Raw genomic sequence first — 19,244 nt, 5'->3', positions numbered from 1 at the left:
TCCCGATCGCGCCGGCCGGCCGCCGCCGCGAGTATATCCGTGCGAACTTTACCGGCCGAAGGTCATGGACACGTCAATTTCCGTGGGATAGTCTCCTTTTACGAGGAACCGGGCGTCAACCCGGAAGCGCGCTCCGCAAGATCGCGGGCCGCCATGAAACAAGGACACTGGCTGGCATGAAATCAGGCGCGGACCTGCTGCGGATCGAGAATTTGAGTATCTCGTTCGCGATGCTCGGTGGGCAGATCGATGCCGTGCGCAATGCCAGCCTGCGCGTCCTGCCAGGCAAGGTGACTGCGCTGGTCGGCGAGTCAGGCTCGGGAAAATCCGTGATCAGCCAGGCGGTGATGGGCATCCTGCCGAAGACGGCTGCATGTAGCGGCCGCATCCTGTTTTGCGATCCGGCCCATGGCGAGCAGCCGGTCGATCTTCTGGCCATGCCCCGCGATGGACGGGAAATCCGCAATCTGCGCGGCAACCGCATCGGCAAGATATTCCAGGAGCCGATGACCTCGCTGTCGCCGCTGCACACGATCGGCAACCAGATCAGCGAATCCCTGAAAATCCATAGCCCCATGTCCAGCCGCGAGCGGCGCGAACGCACCGAAGAAATGCTCGGCCTGGTCGGCTTCCAGAAGCCGGCGCGCGCTTACGACATGTATCCTTTCGAACTGTCGGGCGGCATGCGCCAGCGCGCCATGATCGCCATGGCGCTGATCTGCAATCCTTCGCTTCTGATCGCCGACGAGCCGACGACCGCGCTTGACGTGACCATCCAGGCGCAGATCCTGCAATTGCTGCGTGGACTGCAGACCAAGCTGAACATGGCGATGCTGTTGATTACCCATGATCTCGGCGTCGTCGCCAATGTCGCAGACGAGGTTGTCGTGATCTATCACGGCGAGATCATGGAGGCAGGCCCGGTCGAGGCGATTTTCCGCAATCCCTCGCATCCCTACCTCAAGGGCCTGATGGCCGCCGTTCCGCATTTCGACATGAAGCCCGGCGAACGCTTGAAGGCGCTGCGCGAGGTTCCGGTCAACACCAGCAGCCTGCTCGGAAAAAAGACGATCGTCGCAGCCGACGAAGCCCTGAAGCCGGAAGTCCTGCTGTCGGTGCGAAATATCAGCAAGACCTTCACCACCCGCAAATCGAGCTGGCTGAGCAAGGATACGTCCCCCGCAACCAAGGCGGTCGACGGCGTCAGCTTCGATATCATGCGCGGCGAATGTCTTGGACTGGTGGGCGAAAGCGGCTGCGGCAAGACCACGCTCAGCAAGATCCTGATGCGCGCCGTCACGCCCGACACGGGCGCGGTGATGCTCAACAGCAGCGGCGGCCCGATCGACGTGCTGAACGCTGAAGGTTCCGGATTGCTGGACCTGCGCACCAAGGTCCAGATGGTGTTCCAGGATCCCGTTTCCTCGCTGTCGCCTCGCATGACGGTGCAGAACATCCTGAGCGAACCGCTGGAAATCCATGGACGCGGCAACGGCAAGTCGCGTGTCGAGACGGTGACGGCCCTGCTCAAGGCAATCGGCCTCAACGAACGCCACCTCAATCGCTATCCGCATAGTTTTTCCGGCGGCCAGCGCCAGCGCATCGGCATTGCCAGAGCGCTGGCACTTGGACCGGACCTGTTGATCTGCGACGAACCCGTGTCGGCACTCGATGTGTCGGTTCAGGCACAGATCCTCAACCTGCTCAAGGATCTGCAGAAGGAACTGGGGCTTACCTATCTGTTCATCTCGCACAACCTGGCCGTTGTCGATTACATGGCCGACCGGATCGCAGTGATGTGCGGCGGCCGCATTGTGGAAATCGCCCCGCGCGAGACGCTGATGGAAGCGCCCGTTCACCCCTATACGAAATCGCTGCTCGCCGCCGTGCCCTTCCCCGATCTCGACCGGCCGCTTGATTTTTCCATGCTCAACCCAAGCGGCGCTGCCGACAAGCGCAGCTGGGGCAAGCATTTTTCCGATGATGGCGAGACAGATGTGCTGGGGACGGCAGACCTCGGCAATGGCCATCTTGTTCTGGCGCGAAAAACCGCCGATGTCAGGGAGCTCGTATCATGATCACACGACGCACTACCCTTGGCCTGCTTGCCACCGCTCTGATGCCCGGCATCGCGCGGGCGACCCCGGAGCCGCCTTTCCTGCGGCCCTACCTGCGGGCTCAGGCCCTGCCTGATCTGCCCGACCGCCTGCCGAAAAACCCACGGCGGGTCAATCTCGCCGCCATGGGCCGGCGGCCCGGAAAATATGGCGGCACTGCCCGCATGCTGATCGGCAGCCAGAAGGACATCCGGATGATGACGATCAACGGCTATGCCCGTCTGGTCGGCTATACCGAAGGCCTGCAGTTCCAACCCGACATCCTGGAGAGTTTCGACGTTCAGGAAGGCCGGATTTTCACCTTCAAGATCCGTGACGGCCACCGCTGGTCGAACGGCAGCTACCTGACGTCTGAAGATTTCCGCTATACCTGGGAAGACGTCATCCTCAACAAGGATCTGCGCAAGGGCGGCATCCAGCGCGAGCTTCTCGCCGACGGCGAAGGGCCGGCATTCGAGATCATCGACGAGCTGACCGTCCGCTACACCTGGAAGACCCCTAATCCGGACTTCCTTCCGGGCCTTGCCGCCGCCTCGCCGGTCGTCATCCTGATGCCGTCGGCCTATATGCGGCACTTCCACAAGAAGTATCAGGACGATTTCCGCCTGTCGGCGCTGATGAAACAGTATCGCGTCAAGAAATGGGCCGATCTTCACATCAAGATGTCGCGTCAGTACCGTCCTGAAAATCCCGACCTGCCGTCGCTGGACCCCTGGATTCCGCGCACCGCGCCACCGGCCGAGCAATTCGTGTTCGAACGCAATCCATTCTTCCACAGGATCGACGAAAACGGCCTGCAACTACCCTATATCGACCGCTGGCTGCTCAATATCAGCTCGTCGGAGATCATCGCCGCCAAGACCGGCGCCGGCGAAACCGACCTGCAGTCCACCGGCGTCGATTTCTCCGATTACGCCTTCTTCAAGGATGCCGAAAAACGCTATCCGGTGAAGGTCAATCTTTGGAAAAGGACACAAGGCTCCCGTCTTGCCCTCTTGCCCAATCTCAATTGCAGCGACAAGGTGTGGCGCGACCTGTTCTGGGACGTGCGGGTCCGTCGCGCCCTGTCGCTGGCGATCGACCGGCACGAAATCAACATGGTCAGCTTCTACGGGCTTGCCAAGGAAAGCGCCGACACGATCCTGGAGGAGAGCCCGCTGTTCAAGCCGGAATATGCGGCCGCTTGGGCAAGCCATGATCCGGATCAGGCAAACAGGCTCCTCGACGAGGTCGGCCTGACGCAACGCAACAGCGATGGCATACGGCTCCTGCCCGACGGGCGGGAAGCGCAGATCGTTGTCGAGACCGCTGGCGAGAGTACCCTTGAGACCGATGTGCTCGAACTGGTCAAGGACCATTGGGCAAAAATCGGTTTGGCGCTCTTTATCAAGACCTCGCAACGCGACGTTTTCAGCAGCCGCACGATGAGTGGCGAGATTATGATGTCGATGTGGTCGGGCATCGAAAATGGGGTGCCCACAGCCGATATGAACCCCGGCGATCTTGCCCCGAGCAGAGACGACCAGTTTCAATGGCCCGTCTGGGGCATGTATTATCTGTCCATCGGGCAAAACGGAGCTGCGCCGGAATTGCCTGAAGCGATCAAGCTGATCGATCTGGTCAAGCAATGGCGAAAGACGGTCGATACGGCGGAACGGACACGCATCTGGCACGAAATGCTGGCAATCTATACGCAGAATGTCTTTTCGATCGGCATCGTCAACGCAACATTGCAGCCGGTCATGCATTCTGCCCATATTCAAAATATTCCCGAAAAAGGCCTCTACGGCTTCGACCCGACCTGCTATCTCGGGGTCTACATGCCAGATACGTTCTGGTACAGCGAAGAGGTTAGCTGAGCATGGTGCGTTACATTTTCTGGCGTATCCTGGCGATGATCCCGACGCTCGTGATCATCTCCGCGCTGGTGTTCACGATCATCGAATTGCCGCCTGGCGATTATTTCGAGAGCTATATTGCCGAACTGCGCGCCCAGGGCGAAGCCGTGGACACCGCTGAGATCGATGCGCTGCGCAAGGAGTACGGCTTCGATCAGCCACCGGTGATACGCTACTTCCATTGGGCCGCGGGCTTGCTGCAGGGCGATTACGGCTATTCGTTCGAATATCAGCTGCCGGTCAATGAAGTGGTCGGCGACCGTCTCTGGCTGACGGTTCTGGTCTCCTTCGTCACCATCCTGTTCACCTGGCTGATTGCCTTCCCGATCGGCATCTATTCCGCCACCCATCAATACAGCTGGGGTGACTACGGCCTGACATTTGTCGGCCTGATCGGCATCGCTATTCCGAACTTCATGTTCGCGCTGATCCTGATGTATTTCGCCAATATCTGGTTCGGCACCTCGATCGGCCACCTGATGGACCAGAAATACCTTTCCGAACCGATGAGCTGGGAGAAGGCGAAGTCCATTCTCGAACACTTGTGGATACCCGTGCTGATCGTCGGTACGGCGGGTACGGCCGGCATGATCCGCCGCCTGCGCGCCAACCTGCTCGACGAACTTCAAAAACAATATGTCGTGACCGCCCGCGCCAAGGGCTTGCATCCGTTCCGGGCATTGGTCAAATATCCGCTGCGCATGGCACTCAACTTCTTCATCTCGGATATCGGCTCGATCCTGCCGGCCATCATTTCCGGGGCCGAAATCACGGCCATCGTGCTTTCGCTCGAAACGACGGGACCGATGCTGATAAAAGCGTTGCAAAGTCAGGATATGTACCTGGCCGGCTCGTTCCTGATGTTCCTGGCATTCCTCACCGTGATCGGCGTGCTGATTTCCGACATCGCGCTCGCATTCCTCGACCCGCGCATCAGACTGCAAGGCGGTAGCACCAAGTGACGGTATCCCTTCCCCAATCCGGCGAGCCGCTTTCACACTACGTTTCGACGGCACCGTTCGATCCGCATTCCGTCGATGTGATGACGGAGGAGCAGTCGAAGATCTATCAGGCCTCGCAACTGCGGCTGATGTGGTGGAAATTCAAGAAACACCGGCTTGCGCTGTTTTCCTTGTATTTCCTTGTCTTCCTCTACGCGACCATTGCCATCGTCGAGTTCCTGGCACCCTACAATCTGCACACCCGCAACGTCGACTTCATCCATTCGCCGCCGCAAAGCGTCCATCTGTTCCACGACGGAAAATTTGTCGGGCCGTTTGTCTATGGCCGTACGATGACGCTCGACATGGATACGCTGCGCCGGATCTACACCGAGCAACCCGACAAGATCGAACCGATCCGCTTCTTCTGCCGCGGCGATGGCTATAAATTCTGGGGGCTCGTCGAGACCAACGTCCATCTGGCCTGCCCCGCCAAGGACGGACAACTGTTCCTGCTGGGTAGCGACCGCCTCGGCCGCGACGTGCTGTCACGTATCCTTTACGGAGCGAGGATATCCTTGACCATCGGTCTGCTCGGCATCACCATGAGCTTCGTGCTGGGCATCACCATCGGCGGGCTGGCGGGTTATCACGGCGGCATCTTCGACCTTATCACCCAGCGCATCATCGAGGTGCTGCAATCGATACCGAGCATTCCGCTATGGATGGCGCTTGCGGCCATCATGCCGGTCACCTGGAGTCCGATCCTGATCTATCTGGGGATAACCGCCATTCTTGGCCTGCTCGACTGGACAGGACTTGCGCGCGCTGTGCGCTCCAAGCTTTTGGCGCTGCGCGAAGAGGACTATGTGCAGGCGGCCCAGTTGATGGGCGCTGGCTCGGGACGCATCATCGGCCGTCACCTCGTGCCCGGGTTCATGTCGCATCTGATCGCAACGGCGACCTTGGCTGTTCCCGGCATGATCCTCGGCGAGACGGCGTTGAGCTTCCTCGGGCTTGGCCTTCGCCCGCCGATCACCAGCTGGGGCATTCTTCTGACCGAAGCCCGCAGCGTCAGCGTCATTGCTTTTTATCCCTGGCTATTGTTTCCAACCATTCCGGTCATTCTCGTGATTCTGGCGTTCAATTTCCTGGGCGACGGGCTGCGCGATGCTGCCGATCCGTATAAGTGAAGTGGATACCGATATGCTAAGGACACTCCTTGCGGAGATTGGCAACGCCATGGGAGACAAGAGGCTTCGCTCATGACCCGCCGGATCGAAGACGCCCGCATCCTGATGTACAGCCACGACACGTTCGGCCTTGGCCATCTCAGGCGGTGCCGGACAATCGCGCACTCGCTGGTCGAGGATTATCGCGGCGTCAATATCCTGATCATCTCCGGTGCGACCATTGCCGGGGCCTTCGACTACCGGGCGCGCGTCGATTTCGTGAAGATCCCCAGCGTCATCAAGCTGCGCAACGGCGAATACACATCGATGGACAGGCATATCGACCTGCACGAAACGATGAAGATGCGCCGGTCGATCATCCGCCACACGGCGGAGACCTTCCAGCCTGACATCTTCATCGTCGACAAGGAACCGATGGGCCTTCAGGGTGAAGTCGAAGAGACGCTCGCCTATCTGAAAAAACAGGGAACCACCTTGGTTCTCGGCCTGCGCGAGGTCATGGACGCGCCGCATCTACTTGATGCGGAATGGAAGCGCAACGACGTGATGCGCAAGATCGGCCAGTTCTACGACAGCGTCTGGGTCTATGGCCCGCCGGATTTCTACGATCCCCTGGTCGGCCTCGACGTGCCCCCTGCCGTGCGTGCCAAGATGGATTTCGTCGGCTTCCTGCAGAGAAGCGTCTCCCAGGATGTCGAATCCGAACACAAGCCGAAGGGCGACTATATTCTGATCACCACCGGCGGCGGCGGCGACGGCTCCGATCTGATCCACGATGTCGTCGATGCCTACCAGGAAGACCCGACCCTGACGCACAAGTCGCTGATCGTGCTTGGCCCCTATATGCCGGTCAAGCAGCGCCACAAGCTGCTGATGAAATGCGCGAAGATCCCCTATCTCGAGGTGATCGAATTCGACAACCGCATGGAAGAACTGATCGCCGGCGCAAAGGCCGTTGTGGCGATGGGTGGCTACAACACCTATTGCGAAATCCTGTCCTTCGATAAACCGGCATTGATTGTTCCCAGAGTGATGCCGCGCGAAGAGCAGCTTATTAGGGCCAGCCGCGCCGCAGAACTTGGACTGATCGACATGCTTCTGCCGGAGGAAGCAGCCGACCCCATGCGCTTTGCGGCCGCACTGAAGGCACTGCCGGATCGCGACCCGCCCTCCAAGAGCGCCAAGGGCATGACGCTCGAAGGCCTGGCGAACATATCGCAGATCGTCGGGGAATGGCTCGGCCGCCGCAACCGCGAGCACCTGACGGTCGTCAAGGGATCGAGCCAGAATTGACGGAGCGCCGCAAGATCGTCGTGGTGCTGAAGGGATATCCGCGCCTGTCGGAAACCTTCATCGCCCAGGAACTGCTTGGGCTGGAACGGGCAGGCTTCGACCTCGAACTGGTGGCGCTCCGCAAGCCGACAGACAAGAAGCGCCATCCCATCCATGACGAAATCAAGGCGCCGGTCCATTACCTGCCGGAATATCTGCACGAGGAGCCGGCCCGGGTTGCTCGAGCGCTTCTCCGCTGCCTGCCCAAGCCGGGCTTCTGGCGCGCTTTGCCTGCATTCTTCAGTGATCTCTGGCGCGACCCGACCCGCAACCGGGTTCGCCGCTTCGGCCAGGCGATGGTGCTATCGACCGAATGGCCAAAGGGCGGCGAATGGCTGCATGCGCATTTCATCCACACGCCGGCCTCCGTCGCCCGCTATGCCAGCATGATCACCGGCATCGGCTGGACCTGCTCGGCTCATGCCAAGGACATCTGGACGTCGCCGGAATGGGAGCTGGCCGGCAAACTCGCCAGCACCCGCTGGACCGTGACCTGCACGCGGACCGGCTTTGAGCACCTGCGCCACCTTGCCGGCGGCAAGCCGCATGTGCATCTCAGCTATCACGGCCTCGACCTCAGCCGTTTCGGCCCGTTCGAGGGCAACCGCCAAGCCTCCGACGGATCGGATCCGGCTCACCCTGTCACCGTCGTCAGCGTCGGCCGCGCAGTCGAGAAGAAAGGCTTCGATATCCTGCTGCGGGCGCTGAGCCTTCTGCCTGCCGATCTCCACTGGCGTTTCGTGCATATCGGCGGCGGCGATCTGTTGAAGACACTGCAGGCGTTGGCATCGGAGCTGGGTATCGCAGAGAAAATCGTCTGGCATGGATCGCTGTCGCAAACCGAAGTGCTGCAACAGTATCGCGATGCCAATATCTTCGCGCTGGCTTGCCGCATCACCGCCGATGGCGACCGCGATGGCTTGCCGAACGTGATTGTCGAGGCGTCGAGCCAGGCGCTGGTCTGCCTATCGACGAATATTTCCGGCATACCCGAGCTTCTCGCCGACGGCGAAAACGGCTTTGTCGTCCCGCCGGAAGACCCGCAGGCGCTGGCCGCAGCGCTTGAAAAGGCCATCCGCGATCCGGCCCTGCGCAAGCAGCTTGGAGAAGCGGCCGAACGCAAGGTGCGCGGCCATTTCGATCATCAAACCAGCATCCGCCAGCTGAAAGGCCTGTTCGAGAGTGAATGGCGGAGTGTGCAATGACCGATAGCCAGCCCACAGCCCCCCGCGCCTTTTTCTACGTCCAGCACCTGCTGGGTATTGGCCATCTTGCCCGTGCAAGCCGCATCGCCCGCGCGCTGGCAGAAGACGGTTTCGATGTGACCGTCGTCACAGGCGGCACACCAGTCACCGGGTTTCCCGGCCCGCTCGTCCATCACGTCGCCCTGCCGCCGATCACCGCCGGTGATGCCGGTTTTTCAGGCCTCGCCGATATAGACGGCAATCCGGTCGATGACGCCTTCAAGGACAATCGCAAGGAACGGCTACTTGCTGCCTTTCACCAAAGTCAGCCCGATATCGTCATCATCGAAGCCTTTCCCTTCGGCCGCCGCCAGGTCCGTTTCGAACTTCTGCCGCTGCTTGAGGCGCTCGCGGCGATGGATGACAAGCCGCTGGTCGTCACCTCGCTGCGCGATATCCTGCAGGAGCGCTCCAAGCCGGGCCGCGACGAGGAAACCGTTGCGCTCATAAAAAAATATTTCGACCGGGTACTGGTTCATGGCGACCCGGACTTCGCCCGTTTGGAAGATACGTTTCCGCTGGCCGCCGATATCGTCGATAAAGTGATCTATACCGGGCTGGTGGCAGCCCCGGCCCCTCAGCAGCCAACCGACCGCTTCGACGTCATCGTCTCGGCCGGTGGTGGCGCCGTCGGCAATGCCTTGATCCGCGCAGCACTGGAAGCGGCAAAGAGGATCGGCAAGCCGTTGTCCTGGGCGCTGATCACCGGCCCCAACCTGCCGCAGTCCGATTTCGATGCGATTTCGGCCGACGCGCCCGCCCATGTCAGCGTCACCCGCTTCCGTTCGGATTTCGCGAGCCTATTGGCTGGCGCGCGGTTGTCCATTTCGCAGGCCGGCTACAACACGGTGTGCGATATTCTGCGCGCCGGCTGCCATGCCCTGCTCATCCCCTTCACCGCCGGTGGTGAAACAGAGCAGACGGCTCGGGCCGAGCGTCTTGAGAAGCTTGGACTGGCGCATGTGCTGACGGAAGACGATCTGTCGGCCAACAGCATGACGCGGGCAATCGAAACAGCGCTCGCAGCAACGGACCGCCCGCCCCACAGCCTCGATCTCGACGGAGCCCATCGCACCGCCGAAATCTTGCGCGGACTGATCTGATCACGGATCAAACCGTGCCGATCACCATGAAACGGGTGTATTTCTTCATCTTCAGCGATCCGGCAAAAGCCAGATGCCTGAGCGATGTCTGCTCCTTGAAGGCTTCCAGCGACGGCACGCAGTTGATGTGGGTCGGTTCGCTGAAATAGTCGTTCGACTGCAACAGAACCTGTGTGCCGCGCGGCAAGAGCGCAAGCCACCCCGGCAGATCGGCAATATGCTCGCAGCTGGTATTGATGACCAGATCGGCACCGAGGGTACTGTAATCCAGCGCATACATATCCTGCGTTACCGTGCGAAAACGCTCACCTGCCTTGGCATTCAGCGTTTCGGCAATTTCGCCGACTTGCGGGTCGATGTCGATGCTCTCGAACAGGTCGATGTCGAAACGGCTGTCATCGAAACACATGGCCGGAAGCACGCCGTACCAGCCACCGAGCAGGACGATGTGTTTATATTTTCCGCCATGGCTTTCAAACAGCTTTTCACGTGCCCATATCTTGCTTCCAACCTGCTTGTGGTTGAAGGCCGTGCCGAGGTCCGCATCCGGATATTTGGCGATCACTTTCGCAAGGCCTTCTATCAGAGAGCTTCCCGTATAGGCGGACAGACCGCGGATAATATCGAAGGCACTCTCGTGCCAATCTGTTGTGTTTGCTTCGTTTGCTCGGGTGGTTTTCATCATGCGCGTGTTGTAGTCTGGACTTTTCTGGAGTGCAAGGAATGCAAGTCAACCTGAAGGATGCCGCCTCCGGTTCCCCGCCCATGGAGGCGGGAAAGGACATACCGCATCTGGCAGGGTTGGGGGCAACCATGCGGCAGGTCTTTGCCGCCCACTTCATGCGCGACTGCCCGCACATCCTGGAAATCGGTGGCCATATCCGGCCCATCACCCCTTATCTGACCCACCATCCGCTATCGGTCACCTCCGTCGATCCGAAGACCGAGGCCTATGAGGCGAACGAACTGAACGGACAACAATGCCATGTCCGGCATATTCCGGCCAAGTTCCAGCAGATCGACTATCATTATCAACCGGGAAGCTACGGGCTCGTCCTGCTCGGCTATTCGCTAAAACCCTTCGGCCGCAAGGATCCGCTCGGCGATCTGCTGTTTTCGCTGATCGAAAACGCCAAGACCGTCGTGATCGAATACGCGCCGGAGCTTGAACGCGCCGCCTCCCAAGTGCCGCACATCGTCAGCCGCCCGGCCGTGACGATCCGCGGACAGTTCGATCTTCACCTGCACGACCCGGAGATCGCCGGCACGCCCTATGCTGCCCGGCGCTTCTACGTCCTTGACACCCGCTACACGGCCAGTTGAATCTCCCCATGGAAAAAAGCATAGCCCGCTACATCTGGACGCACACAAGAGGCCAGCAGCTCTGGATCCTTCTGGTCGTCGCCGTCTCGATGATCCCCTATTTCCTGTCGTTCGACCTGCCCAAGCAGATCGTCAACGGGCCGATCCAGGGCCAGGGGTTCGACCAGCCGGGCGCCACCCAAACCTTCATGAATATCAGTTTCGACCTGCCATGGCTTGGAACCGTGACGCTGTTTGACGGCGTCGATCTGACCCGCATGCAGACCCTGTTTGCGCTCAGCATGGTTTTCCTGCTGCTGGTGATCATCAACGGTCTCTTCAAGTTCTATATCAACACCTATAAGGGCCGGCTCGGCGAGCGCCTGTTGCGCCGCATCCGCTTCGAACTCGTCGACCGGATCCTGCGTTTTCCGCCCGGCCAGTTCAAACGCATGAAGGGCGCGGAAGTGTCCAGCATGGTCAAGGACGAAGTGGAGCCTCTCGGCGGCTTCACCGGCGATGCTTTCGTCCAGCCGGCGCTGCTCGGCGGGCAGGCCTTGACGGCCCTGTTCTTCATCTTCATGCAAAATACCTGGCTCGGCCTGATCGCCGCCGTCATGGTCGGCGTCCAGGCAATCATCATTCCGCGCATGCGCCGGCGCCTGCTGGTACTCGGCCGCGAACGCCAGATCACCGCCCGCGAACTGGCTGGCCGGGTCAGCGAGATCGTCGATGGCATCGGCACGATCCACGCCTATGACACATCCAACTTCGAGCGCGCCGATATCGCCTCGCGTCTCGGCCGCATCTTCAAGATCCGCTACGACCTCTACCAGTGGAAATTCCTGGTCAAGTTCATCAACAACTTCCTCGCCCAGCTCACCCCGTTCCTGTTCTATTGCATCGGCGGTTATCTGGCGCTGCAGGGGCGTCTCGATATCGGCCAGCTGATCGCCGTGATCAGTGCCTACAAGGACCTGCCCGGTCCGCTGAAGGACCTGATCGACTGGGACCAGACCCGCCAGGACGTCCAGGTGAAATATGTCCAGGTGGTCGAGCAGTTCAGCGTCGACAACACCATCGACCCGGCCATTCAGGCGATCGCCATCAAGAATGCCGGTTCGTTGAAGCCCCCCCTGGCAGCGGTCAATCTGTCGCTTGCCGACGATAGCGGCGCCAAGCTTCTGGAGCGGGTGTCGGTGCAGATTCATCCCGGCGAGACCGTCGCGATCGTCGGCGGCGCCGCCGGCGGCGGCGACATGCTGGCGGAAGCGTTCGCGCGCCTCACATGGCCGGAGAGCGGCAAGGTGACGGCAGGCGGCGAGGACCTTCTGGAACTGCCGGAATCGGTGACCGGACGGGCGATCTCCTATGTTTCCTCGGACGCCTATTTCTTCTACGGCAGCTTGCGGGACAACCTGCTTTACGGCCTCAAACATGCGCCGCTGAAGGACGCCGTGTATGAGGGCAGCGGCGCTGCGCATCGCAAATGGCAGATCAACGAGGCGAAACTGGCCGGAAATCCGGACTATGACGTCAACAGCGACTGGATCGACTACGATGCGGCCAATGCGACGAACCGCGACGATCTGTTCGCGCCGGTTCTCTCGGTGCTTGATACGGTTCAATTGTCGAAGGACATTCTCGACCTTGCCCTGCGCAGCACCGTGTCTCCGAACGAGTATCCGGGTCTGACCGAGGGCATCGTCGAGATGCGCCACGCCCTTCGCGAGGAATTGGAAGAAGCGGGCCTCAGCAGCCTCGTCGTCTCGTTCGAGCCGGGTGCCTACAATACCGAGGCGACGGTCGGCGAAAACCTGTTGTTCGGCACGGCAACCGGGCCGGCGCTGATCGGCAAGGCCATCGGCAAGAACGCGTATTTCCGATCCGTCGTCGGCCGCTCCGGTCTCGATCGCATCCTGTTCGACATGGGTTACAGCATCGCCGAGAATGCGGTCGAGCTTTTCGCCGATCTGCCGCCGGATCATCCGTTCTTCCAGCAGCTGACCTTCATGACGGCGGACGACATTCCCGAATACCAGTTGCTGCTGCAGAAGCTGAAGGGCAAGGGCTTTGACGCGGCATCCGAAGATGATCGCGGCCAGATCATTCGCCTGAGTTTCCGCTATATCGAGCCACGGCATCGTTTCGGTCTTTTGACCGACGAGCTGATGGCCAAGATCGTCGATGTCCGCCGTCAATTCCATGACGGGCTGCCGGAGAATATGCGTGGCGATATCGAGCGCTATGACCCGGAACATTATCTGGCGTCGGCAAGCCTGATGGACAACATCCTGTTCGGCCGCATCAGCCACAAGCATACCGACGGATCCAAGCGCATTCGCTCCATCGTCACCTCGCTTTTGAATTCTCTCGGCCTTTTGGAGCGGGTCATCGATATCGGGCTCGATTTCAATCTCGGCGCCGGCGGCAAGCGTTTGACGGCGGTGCAGCGCCAGAAACTCAATCTGGCACGCGCCCTGATCCGGCGTTCGGAATATTACATCTTCAACAGGCCCCTGCCCGGCCTCGACCATCGCCTGCAGGACGAGATCGTCCGCGATGTGCTCAAGCTGGTACGCCGCGACGGCCGCGATCCGGCTGTCGTCTGGGTCCTTTCGAACACGGCACTTTCCAGCCTGTTCGATCGTGTTCTGGTCTTCGACAGGGGCTTCCTTGTGGAAGAAGGAACACATGCAGCGCTGGTCGAGAATAACGGTATCTTTAAAGAGCTTGTGTCATCATAATGTCAGTGAAGAAGTCCATGCGTGCGATGGGGATGCAGGCAAGGACGGTCTTCCCGATGACGGTGATGGCGACCATCGCCAGTGAATGACCCGGGAGGAAGAAAATGGGGAATGGGCACGATTATGCTTCTGAAGGATGAAGTTCAAATGCTGCGGCGCGTGCCGCTGTTTTCGAATGTCGAACCGGGCAAGCTGAAGCTTCTCGCGTTCACGTCCGACCGTGTCAGCTACGATCCCGGCGAAGCCATCTTCCATCAGGGCGATACCGGCGACGCGGCCTATGTCGTCCTGGCCGGCAAGGCGGATATCCTGGTCGATTCCTCGACTGGCCCGATCAAGATCGCCGAAGTTGAGACCAATTCCATCGTCGGCGAGATCGCCATTCTCTGCGACGTGTCGCGAACAGCCACGGTGCAAACGACGACGCCGCTGGAAGCCCTGCGCATCCGCAAGGAGCATTTCCTCAAGCTGCTTACCGATTTTCCAGAAATCACCATCGAGATCATGCGGGTTCTGGCCGATCGCCTCAGCCACACGACCAGCGAACTGTCCGAAGCCCGCAGCCGCGCACGCAAGGCCGATTAGGATGTCCGTAAAGTCGGTTCGATCACCCCGGTGATACGGTCGATGCTGAAATTGCGCGACGGCAGGCCGGAGATATAGTTCGAGAACATCCGGAATATCAGGGTGAACTGCGCCTGTACCGCATCCGGCCCGTCTCCGTCGCGATCGGCAAACAGGTTTCCCACAGCCAGATAGGACGCGATCTTCTGCTCGTTGATCCAGTCCAGCGCCAGTTCGCTGCCCATCCGCAGCCGGTACCAGTCCGCGAGAAATTCCAGTGCGGAAATTCCGTGCAGCGCCCCGATCTCGGATCCGTGTTTCAGCAAATGCGCCGAAAGCCGCTGTTGCAGGCTCATGTCCGTGCGGGCAGCGGCGATTGCCGCCATTGCGTCCACAGCGGCCACCGGTTCTTCGATCAGCGCCAGCGTCGCCAGATCGGCAAGATCGAGAGCGCGGATCATCGCTGCGATATCCTTCGGCCATTCCCGCTTGAGGTACCGCCGTCCGACCAGATGACCGAGATGCGCGAACAGGAAACCGCCGTAGTCATCGACCTCGAGCAAACCGCCCGCTTCCAGCCGCGACGGCAAAACCTCCCGCCGATAGCCCTGCCGCAAATCGTCATCGATCGGCATCGCCTCGATCCCGACCGTCTCGATATCGATACGCTTATCATCGATCGTCAGCACCTTGTAGGCTCCGGGAAAGGCAACGAGCGACGGCATGGCGACATTGGTCAGGAAACGGCCGCCGCTGCGGTACTGCGCCGTGTCGTTGACATGCAGATGCCCGCTGAAATGGATATCGATGCCCGCAGCGATCAGCGCCTCTGCCACATCGATCTTTGGAATGCGCTCCACCATGCCTGTCCGGCCGAGCAGCGCCACCTCGTCCTCGACCGTGTCATCGAGCGGATCGAGAACGGGATAGTGCGAAAACGCCAGCAAGCATTTGCCTTCAAGCCGCGCGCGCCGGGCAACATCCGCCATCCAGTCGAGAACGAACCGCTTGTGAACCAGCATCGCATTCCAGCCGGCACCGGTGCTGTCGGCAAGATCGCCCTCCTCGCCGGGCGTCACCCCATCGACGGGAACGAAAACATTGGCATCGATCATCAGCAGCCAGACACCGGCAAAGGGTTCGACCAGATAGGACGCATCCATCAGCCGGCGCGTGGTGTTTCCATCCGGCGAATTTACCTCATAGAACCGCGCCGCCGGATCGCCATCGATGCCGAAAGGCGTTTCCCAATGCAGGTCGCCGGTGCGCGGGTAAAATCCGAAATCCGCCATGGCATCGAGCCCGTCCGGATAACCCTTGCAATACATCCGGTCGCTGGCGATGACTGTATGCGCGCCACGGTCGCGCAGATGCGGGTCGCTGCTGAGGATGCTGTAGCCACCGTCTTCGTTGAGGAAGCGCTTGGAACGGTGGCGTCCGTCCGCCCCAAAAATATCGTGATTGCCGACGGTGGCATAAAACCGCATGCCGAACCGGGCCGCATAACTGTCGAGCACCCGCTTCACGCCGCTGACGGTCTCCACCTGTCCGTCGTCGGAATAATCGCCGAGCAGCACGACATGGCGGATGCCGCGTTCGGCGACATCGTCGAGCGCGTGGTGGAATGCGAAGTAGCTCTCGTTGAAAACGCGCGTCGAGCGGGCCGTGTCGGCCAGCAGCCTGAACGTCAGCCGGCGATCATCTTGAGCAATGCCGGGAAAGCCGTAATCGGCATAGAGATCATGGAAATGCGCGTCGGCGATAACGGCAATGCGCGGATACTCTAAGGGCAGCATTTCTTTCAGTATTTTCCGTCTGCGTGTTCAAACCGGATTCGTTTCCTGTCGTCTCTGGCACATATGGAAAGAAAAAGCGAATTGATGTCTCGCTTAACCCAGGCAGTTTGGCTAACATGGCGGAAATGAGGCTTGGTTAATCGGGCCCGGTAAAAAGACGACCTTAAGAATTAAATGGGACAGTTGCAGACGGAAAGGCAAAACGGCTTTTCGTGACTGAGGCGAGAGAGTGAACGAAAACGTGTTTCGGGTGCGGTTATGGGGAGTGCGCGGCAGCCTCCCGGTCTCGGGTGCCGAATTCCAGAGCTATGGCGGCAACACCATCTGCATCGAGATGCAATGCGGTCCTCACAGGCTATTGTTCGACGCAGGCTCCGGATTGATGCCCGCCGGCCAGGCCTTGAAGTCCGAGGGTGTCTCCGATTTCAATCTGTTCTTCACCCACTGCCATTACGACCATATTGTCGGCCTGCCCTATCTGCCGGCCCTGTTTGATCCGCATGCTTCGGTGACCCTGTGGTCCGGGCACCTGGCCGGACGCATGTCCACCCGCCAGATGATCGGCGAGTTCATGCGGCCGCCATGGTTCCCTGTCGAACCGGATATCTGCCGCGCCTGCATCAACTGTCGCGACTTCCGCTCCGGCGATGCGCTGGTCCCCTATCCCGGCGTCACGATCCGCACCGGCAGCCTCAACCATCCGGGCGGCGCGATCGGTTACCGCGTCGAATGGGGTGGCCGCGCGGTGGCGCTCGTCACCGACACCGAACACAAGCCCGGCACGCTCGATCCCGCCGTGCTCGACCTGATCGATGGCGCCGATCTCTTCCTCTACGATTGCATGTACACCGACGATGAAATGCATCGCCATGTCGGCTATGGCCATTCCTCCTGGCAGCAGGCCATCCGGCTTGCCAAGACGGCAAAGGCCAAGCGGGTAGCCTTCATCCACCATTCGCCGTTGCGCACCGACAGCGAGCTTGACGAAATCCAGAGGCTCGCCGAACAGGATTTCGCCGGCGCCATCACCGCCCGCGACGGTCAGGTCATCGATCTCTGAGACGGCGATTTTACCCGACTGGCGTGTGCTGTTGTCGCAGGATTTCCGCAACCGGCGTCCAGCGGCAGGCGGGATGATCCGCCGTCACCGTAAACAGCGCCGTCATGAAATCCCAGACAGCTTCGTCATGAACCAGGTGATGGGTCAAAAGCCCCATCGCCCCGCCATGATCGAACATGAACCGCAAGCGCGCGGCGATCTCGACGGCCAGCGCCTGCCGATCGCGCCCGCCCCGCGTGCCATGCCAGTCCATCACATCCACATGCGTATTGACCAGCGGCAACGCAGCCGGCTTTTCCGGTCCATAGACGGAGAGCGCACTATAGCCGAGCCCGGTCAGTTGCGGCACCAGCGCCGCGTCGATCCGGTTCCACGGCGGGATCAGCATCGGCACGAACTGCTCGCGGTGCAATTCGGCGAGCTGATCAAAACCCCGCTTCAACTCGGCAAGCACGTCAGCCGCCGGGCGATGCCGGCCAAGCTCCTGCTTTTTTTCATCAGGTCCTGCGTGGTTCCGGTGCGACCAGCCATGCACTGCGACGGAACATAACGGTTCCCGCCGCAGCCTATCGGCGAGCGCCTCGCCGGTATGAGCCGGAATGACGGCCAGGGTGAGCGGCACGGCGAACGCGGCCGATATGTCCAGCAACCGGTCAAGCGGCCCAGTCGGCTCGATGGCATCGTCATCCCGCAGCCAGAACTGCGCAACCTTGCCCGCTTGGTGCCAGCGGTCCAGTTCCCCGCCAATCACTGTTTTGAATTCATCCATCATGCTGTGCCCGTTCTATGTATCCGTCCAGAATGGCACTCAACCGCACGGCCGCCCGGTCGAGCGAACGCTCCTCGCCGGCAAAGGACCTTGCCGCACGTGCAAGCACTGCCCGCTCATCATCAGCCGTCAACAGCCGCTCGATCGCCTGCGCATAGGCATCAACATCCCCCACCGGTGTCAAAAGGCCCGTTTTGCCGTGTATCACCACCTCCGGCACACCGGCAATCTCTTGCGCGACAACGGGCAGACCAGCGGCCTGCGCCTCGAGATAGGCAAGTCCATAGGCCTCGCCGCAGCCCGGCCAGACATAGAGCGTAGAGCGTGACAGAAGCTCGGCGATCTCGGCTGCCGGCTGTTGGCGACGCCAGATGACCCGGTCTTCGTCGAACCCGGCAAACAAGGCGCGAACATCGGCAGCGCGCGGGCCGTCACCGACCACCGACAATTGCCATGGCAGATGTTTCAACCGCGACAGGGCAGCGGCCAGCATCACATAGCTGTCCATCTTGTCGCCGGACCGCATCATCGCCACGGTGATTAGCCGCCTGGGTTCAGGCTTAGGCTGTTTTTCGAGAAACAAGGCCGGATCGATGAACGGCGGCAGCAAGGCCAGACATGCCTCGGGCGCCACTGCCGCAAGCCCGTCGAAATCACGCCGGGTCATGCAGATGTTTACCGCAGCCTGCTGCACGGCATCCAGCACATGCTGCTGCATCTCCGCCCACAACCCGTTGTTGCGCCGTGCCGAATAGGACGCTTCCGCCGTGACATAGCCCAGGCCAAATTCGCGGCCGAGTTCCGGGCCAAGCAGATCCGGCGCCTTGTAATAGGGATGGTAGCAAAACCACAGATCCGGGGCGCCACGCTCTCGCCACAGCGCCGAAATCCGCGCCCGCTCCGCGTTCATCGCCGCAGCCCGCGCCGCGATCGCATCCGCCGAAGCATCCGGCAAAAAAGCCCGCAGCTCCGAAGCGATCTCCACCTCGTGCCCCGCCTTAACCAGCGCCGCCATCAACAGGCGCGCCATCAACCTGTCGCCGGAGGGAACGGGATGATTGGGGGATTTGAGCGGACTATAGAATGCGATCTTCATCAGATGCGTTTCTAGAACATAGCATCACGCTTGGGAACCGGGCCTGCAGCGTTGTTTGCAACCGGCGCGGACCGGCAGCCCC

15 protein-coding genes are annotated in these 19,244 nt (G+C 60.6%); 11 read left to right on the top strand and 4 right to left on the bottom strand.

What is annotated here, in order from left to right:
• Positions 1-176: 176 nt before the first annotated feature.
• From ACP7BS_RS14360 to ACP7BS_RS14330, 7 genes are all read left to right on the top strand, one after another.
• Entirely contained in the window at positions 177-2,078 is a 1,902-nt protein-coding gene (locus ACP7BS_RS14360; protein ID WP_426238642.1) for an ABC transporter ATP-binding protein, read from the top strand.
• Positions 2,075-3,976, top strand: coding sequence for an ABC transporter substrate-binding protein (locus tag ACP7BS_RS14355; protein ID WP_426232701.1), 1,902 nt, complete (start codon positions 2,075-2,077; stop codon positions 3,974-3,976). Before ACP7BS_RS14360 ends, ACP7BS_RS14355 begins: the two co-directional genes overlap by 4 nt.
• 2 nt (positions 3,977-3,978) lie before the next feature.
• A complete protein-coding gene (locus tag ACP7BS_RS14350) occupies positions 3,979-4,977 on the top strand; it encodes an ABC transporter permease (RefSeq protein ID WP_426232699.1) in 999 nt (332 codons plus the stop codon).
• A complete protein-coding gene (locus tag ACP7BS_RS14345; protein WP_426238641.1) occupies positions 4,974-6,149 on the top strand; it encodes an ABC transporter permease in 1,176 nt (391 codons plus the stop codon). Before ACP7BS_RS14350 ends, ACP7BS_RS14345 begins: the two co-directional genes overlap by 4 nt.
• A 72-nt stretch (positions 6,150-6,221) precedes the next feature.
• Positions 6,222-7,442, top strand: a complete 1,221-nt coding sequence (locus ACP7BS_RS14340) for a glycosyltransferase family protein (protein WP_426232696.1) — start codon at positions 6,222-6,224, stop codon at positions 7,440-7,442.
• Positions 7,439-8,686, top strand: coding sequence for a glycosyltransferase (locus ACP7BS_RS14335; RefSeq protein WP_426238640.1), 1,248 nt, complete (start codon positions 7,439-7,441; stop codon positions 8,684-8,686). The genes ACP7BS_RS14340 and ACP7BS_RS14335 overlap by 4 nt, the downstream gene beginning before the upstream one ends.
• Entirely contained in the window at positions 8,683-9,828 is a 1,146-nt protein-coding gene (locus ACP7BS_RS14330) for a glycosyltransferase family protein (protein ID WP_426238639.1), read from the top strand. Before ACP7BS_RS14335 ends, ACP7BS_RS14330 begins: the two co-directional genes overlap by 4 nt.
• A 7-nt stretch (positions 9,829-9,835) precedes the next feature.
• Here ACP7BS_RS14330 and ACP7BS_RS14325 read toward each other — a convergent pair whose 3' ends face one another.
• Positions 9,836-10,513 carry a class I SAM-dependent methyltransferase gene (locus ACP7BS_RS14325; RefSeq protein ID WP_426238638.1) on the bottom strand — a complete coding sequence of 226 codons (678 nt, stop codon included), beginning with the start codon at positions 10,511-10,513 and terminating at the stop codon, positions 9,836-9,838.
• Between the two features lie 38 nt (positions 10,514-10,551).
• Between ACP7BS_RS14325 and ACP7BS_RS14320 the strand changes: the two genes are divergently transcribed.
• The 3 genes from ACP7BS_RS14320 to ACP7BS_RS14310 all read left to right on the top strand — a co-directional run bounded on the left by ACP7BS_RS14320 (position 10,552) and on the right by ACP7BS_RS14310 (position 14,462).
• The gene (locus tag ACP7BS_RS14320) at positions 10,552-11,151 is read left to right on the top strand and encodes a hypothetical protein (RefSeq protein ID WP_426238637.1); all 600 of its coding nucleotides are present in this window, start codon (positions 10,552-10,554) and stop codon (positions 11,149-11,151) included.
• Positions 11,152-11,159: 8 nt separating this feature from the next.
• Positions 11,160-13,877, top strand: a complete 2,718-nt coding sequence (locus ACP7BS_RS14315) for an ABC transporter transmembrane domain-containing protein (protein WP_426238636.1) — start codon at positions 11,160-11,162, stop codon at positions 13,875-13,877.
• Between the two features lie 123 nt (positions 13,878-14,000).
• Positions 14,001-14,462 (top strand): cyclic nucleotide-binding domain-containing protein, encoded by a 462-nt coding sequence (locus ACP7BS_RS14310; protein WP_426232771.1) that lies wholly within the window; start codon positions 14,001-14,003, stop codon positions 14,460-14,462.
• Here ACP7BS_RS14310 and ACP7BS_RS14305 read toward each other — a convergent pair.
• Entirely contained in the window at positions 14,459-16,237 is a 1,779-nt protein-coding gene (locus ACP7BS_RS14305) for a metallophosphoesterase family protein (protein WP_426238635.1), read from the bottom strand. The two genes, ACP7BS_RS14310 and ACP7BS_RS14305, sit on opposite strands and share 4 nt — an antisense overlap.
• 229 nt (positions 16,238-16,466) lie before the next feature.
• Between ACP7BS_RS14305 and ACP7BS_RS14300 the strand changes: the two genes are divergently transcribed.
• The gene (locus ACP7BS_RS14300) at positions 16,467-17,297 is read left to right on the top strand and encodes an MBL fold metallo-hydrolase (protein WP_426232682.1); all 831 of its coding nucleotides are present in this window, start codon (positions 16,467-16,469) and stop codon (positions 17,295-17,297) included.
• A 10-nt stretch (positions 17,298-17,307) separates the two neighbouring features.
• Here ACP7BS_RS14300 and ACP7BS_RS14295 read toward each other — a convergent pair whose 3' ends face one another.
• Both ACP7BS_RS14295 and ACP7BS_RS14290 read right to left on the bottom strand, forming a co-directional pair.
• Entirely contained in the window at positions 17,308-18,066 is a 759-nt protein-coding gene (locus ACP7BS_RS14295; protein WP_426238634.1) for a polysaccharide deacetylase family protein, read from the bottom strand.
• Positions 18,059-19,162, bottom strand: coding sequence for a glycosyltransferase family 4 protein (locus tag ACP7BS_RS14290; protein WP_426238633.1), 1,104 nt, complete (start codon positions 19,160-19,162; stop codon positions 18,059-18,061). Before ACP7BS_RS14290 ends, ACP7BS_RS14295 begins: the two co-directional genes overlap by 8 nt.
• Between the last annotated feature and the right edge of the window lie 82 nt (positions 19,163-19,244).

The sequence above is a fragment of the Pararhizobium sp. DWP1-1-3 genome, from assembly GCF_049896125.1.
Lineage (GTDB): Bacteria > Pseudomonadota > Alphaproteobacteria > Rhizobiales > Rhizobiaceae > Pararhizobium.
The sequence above is the reverse complement of the archived record's forward strand: the minus strand, read 5'-3'. Positions and strand labels throughout refer to the sequence as shown.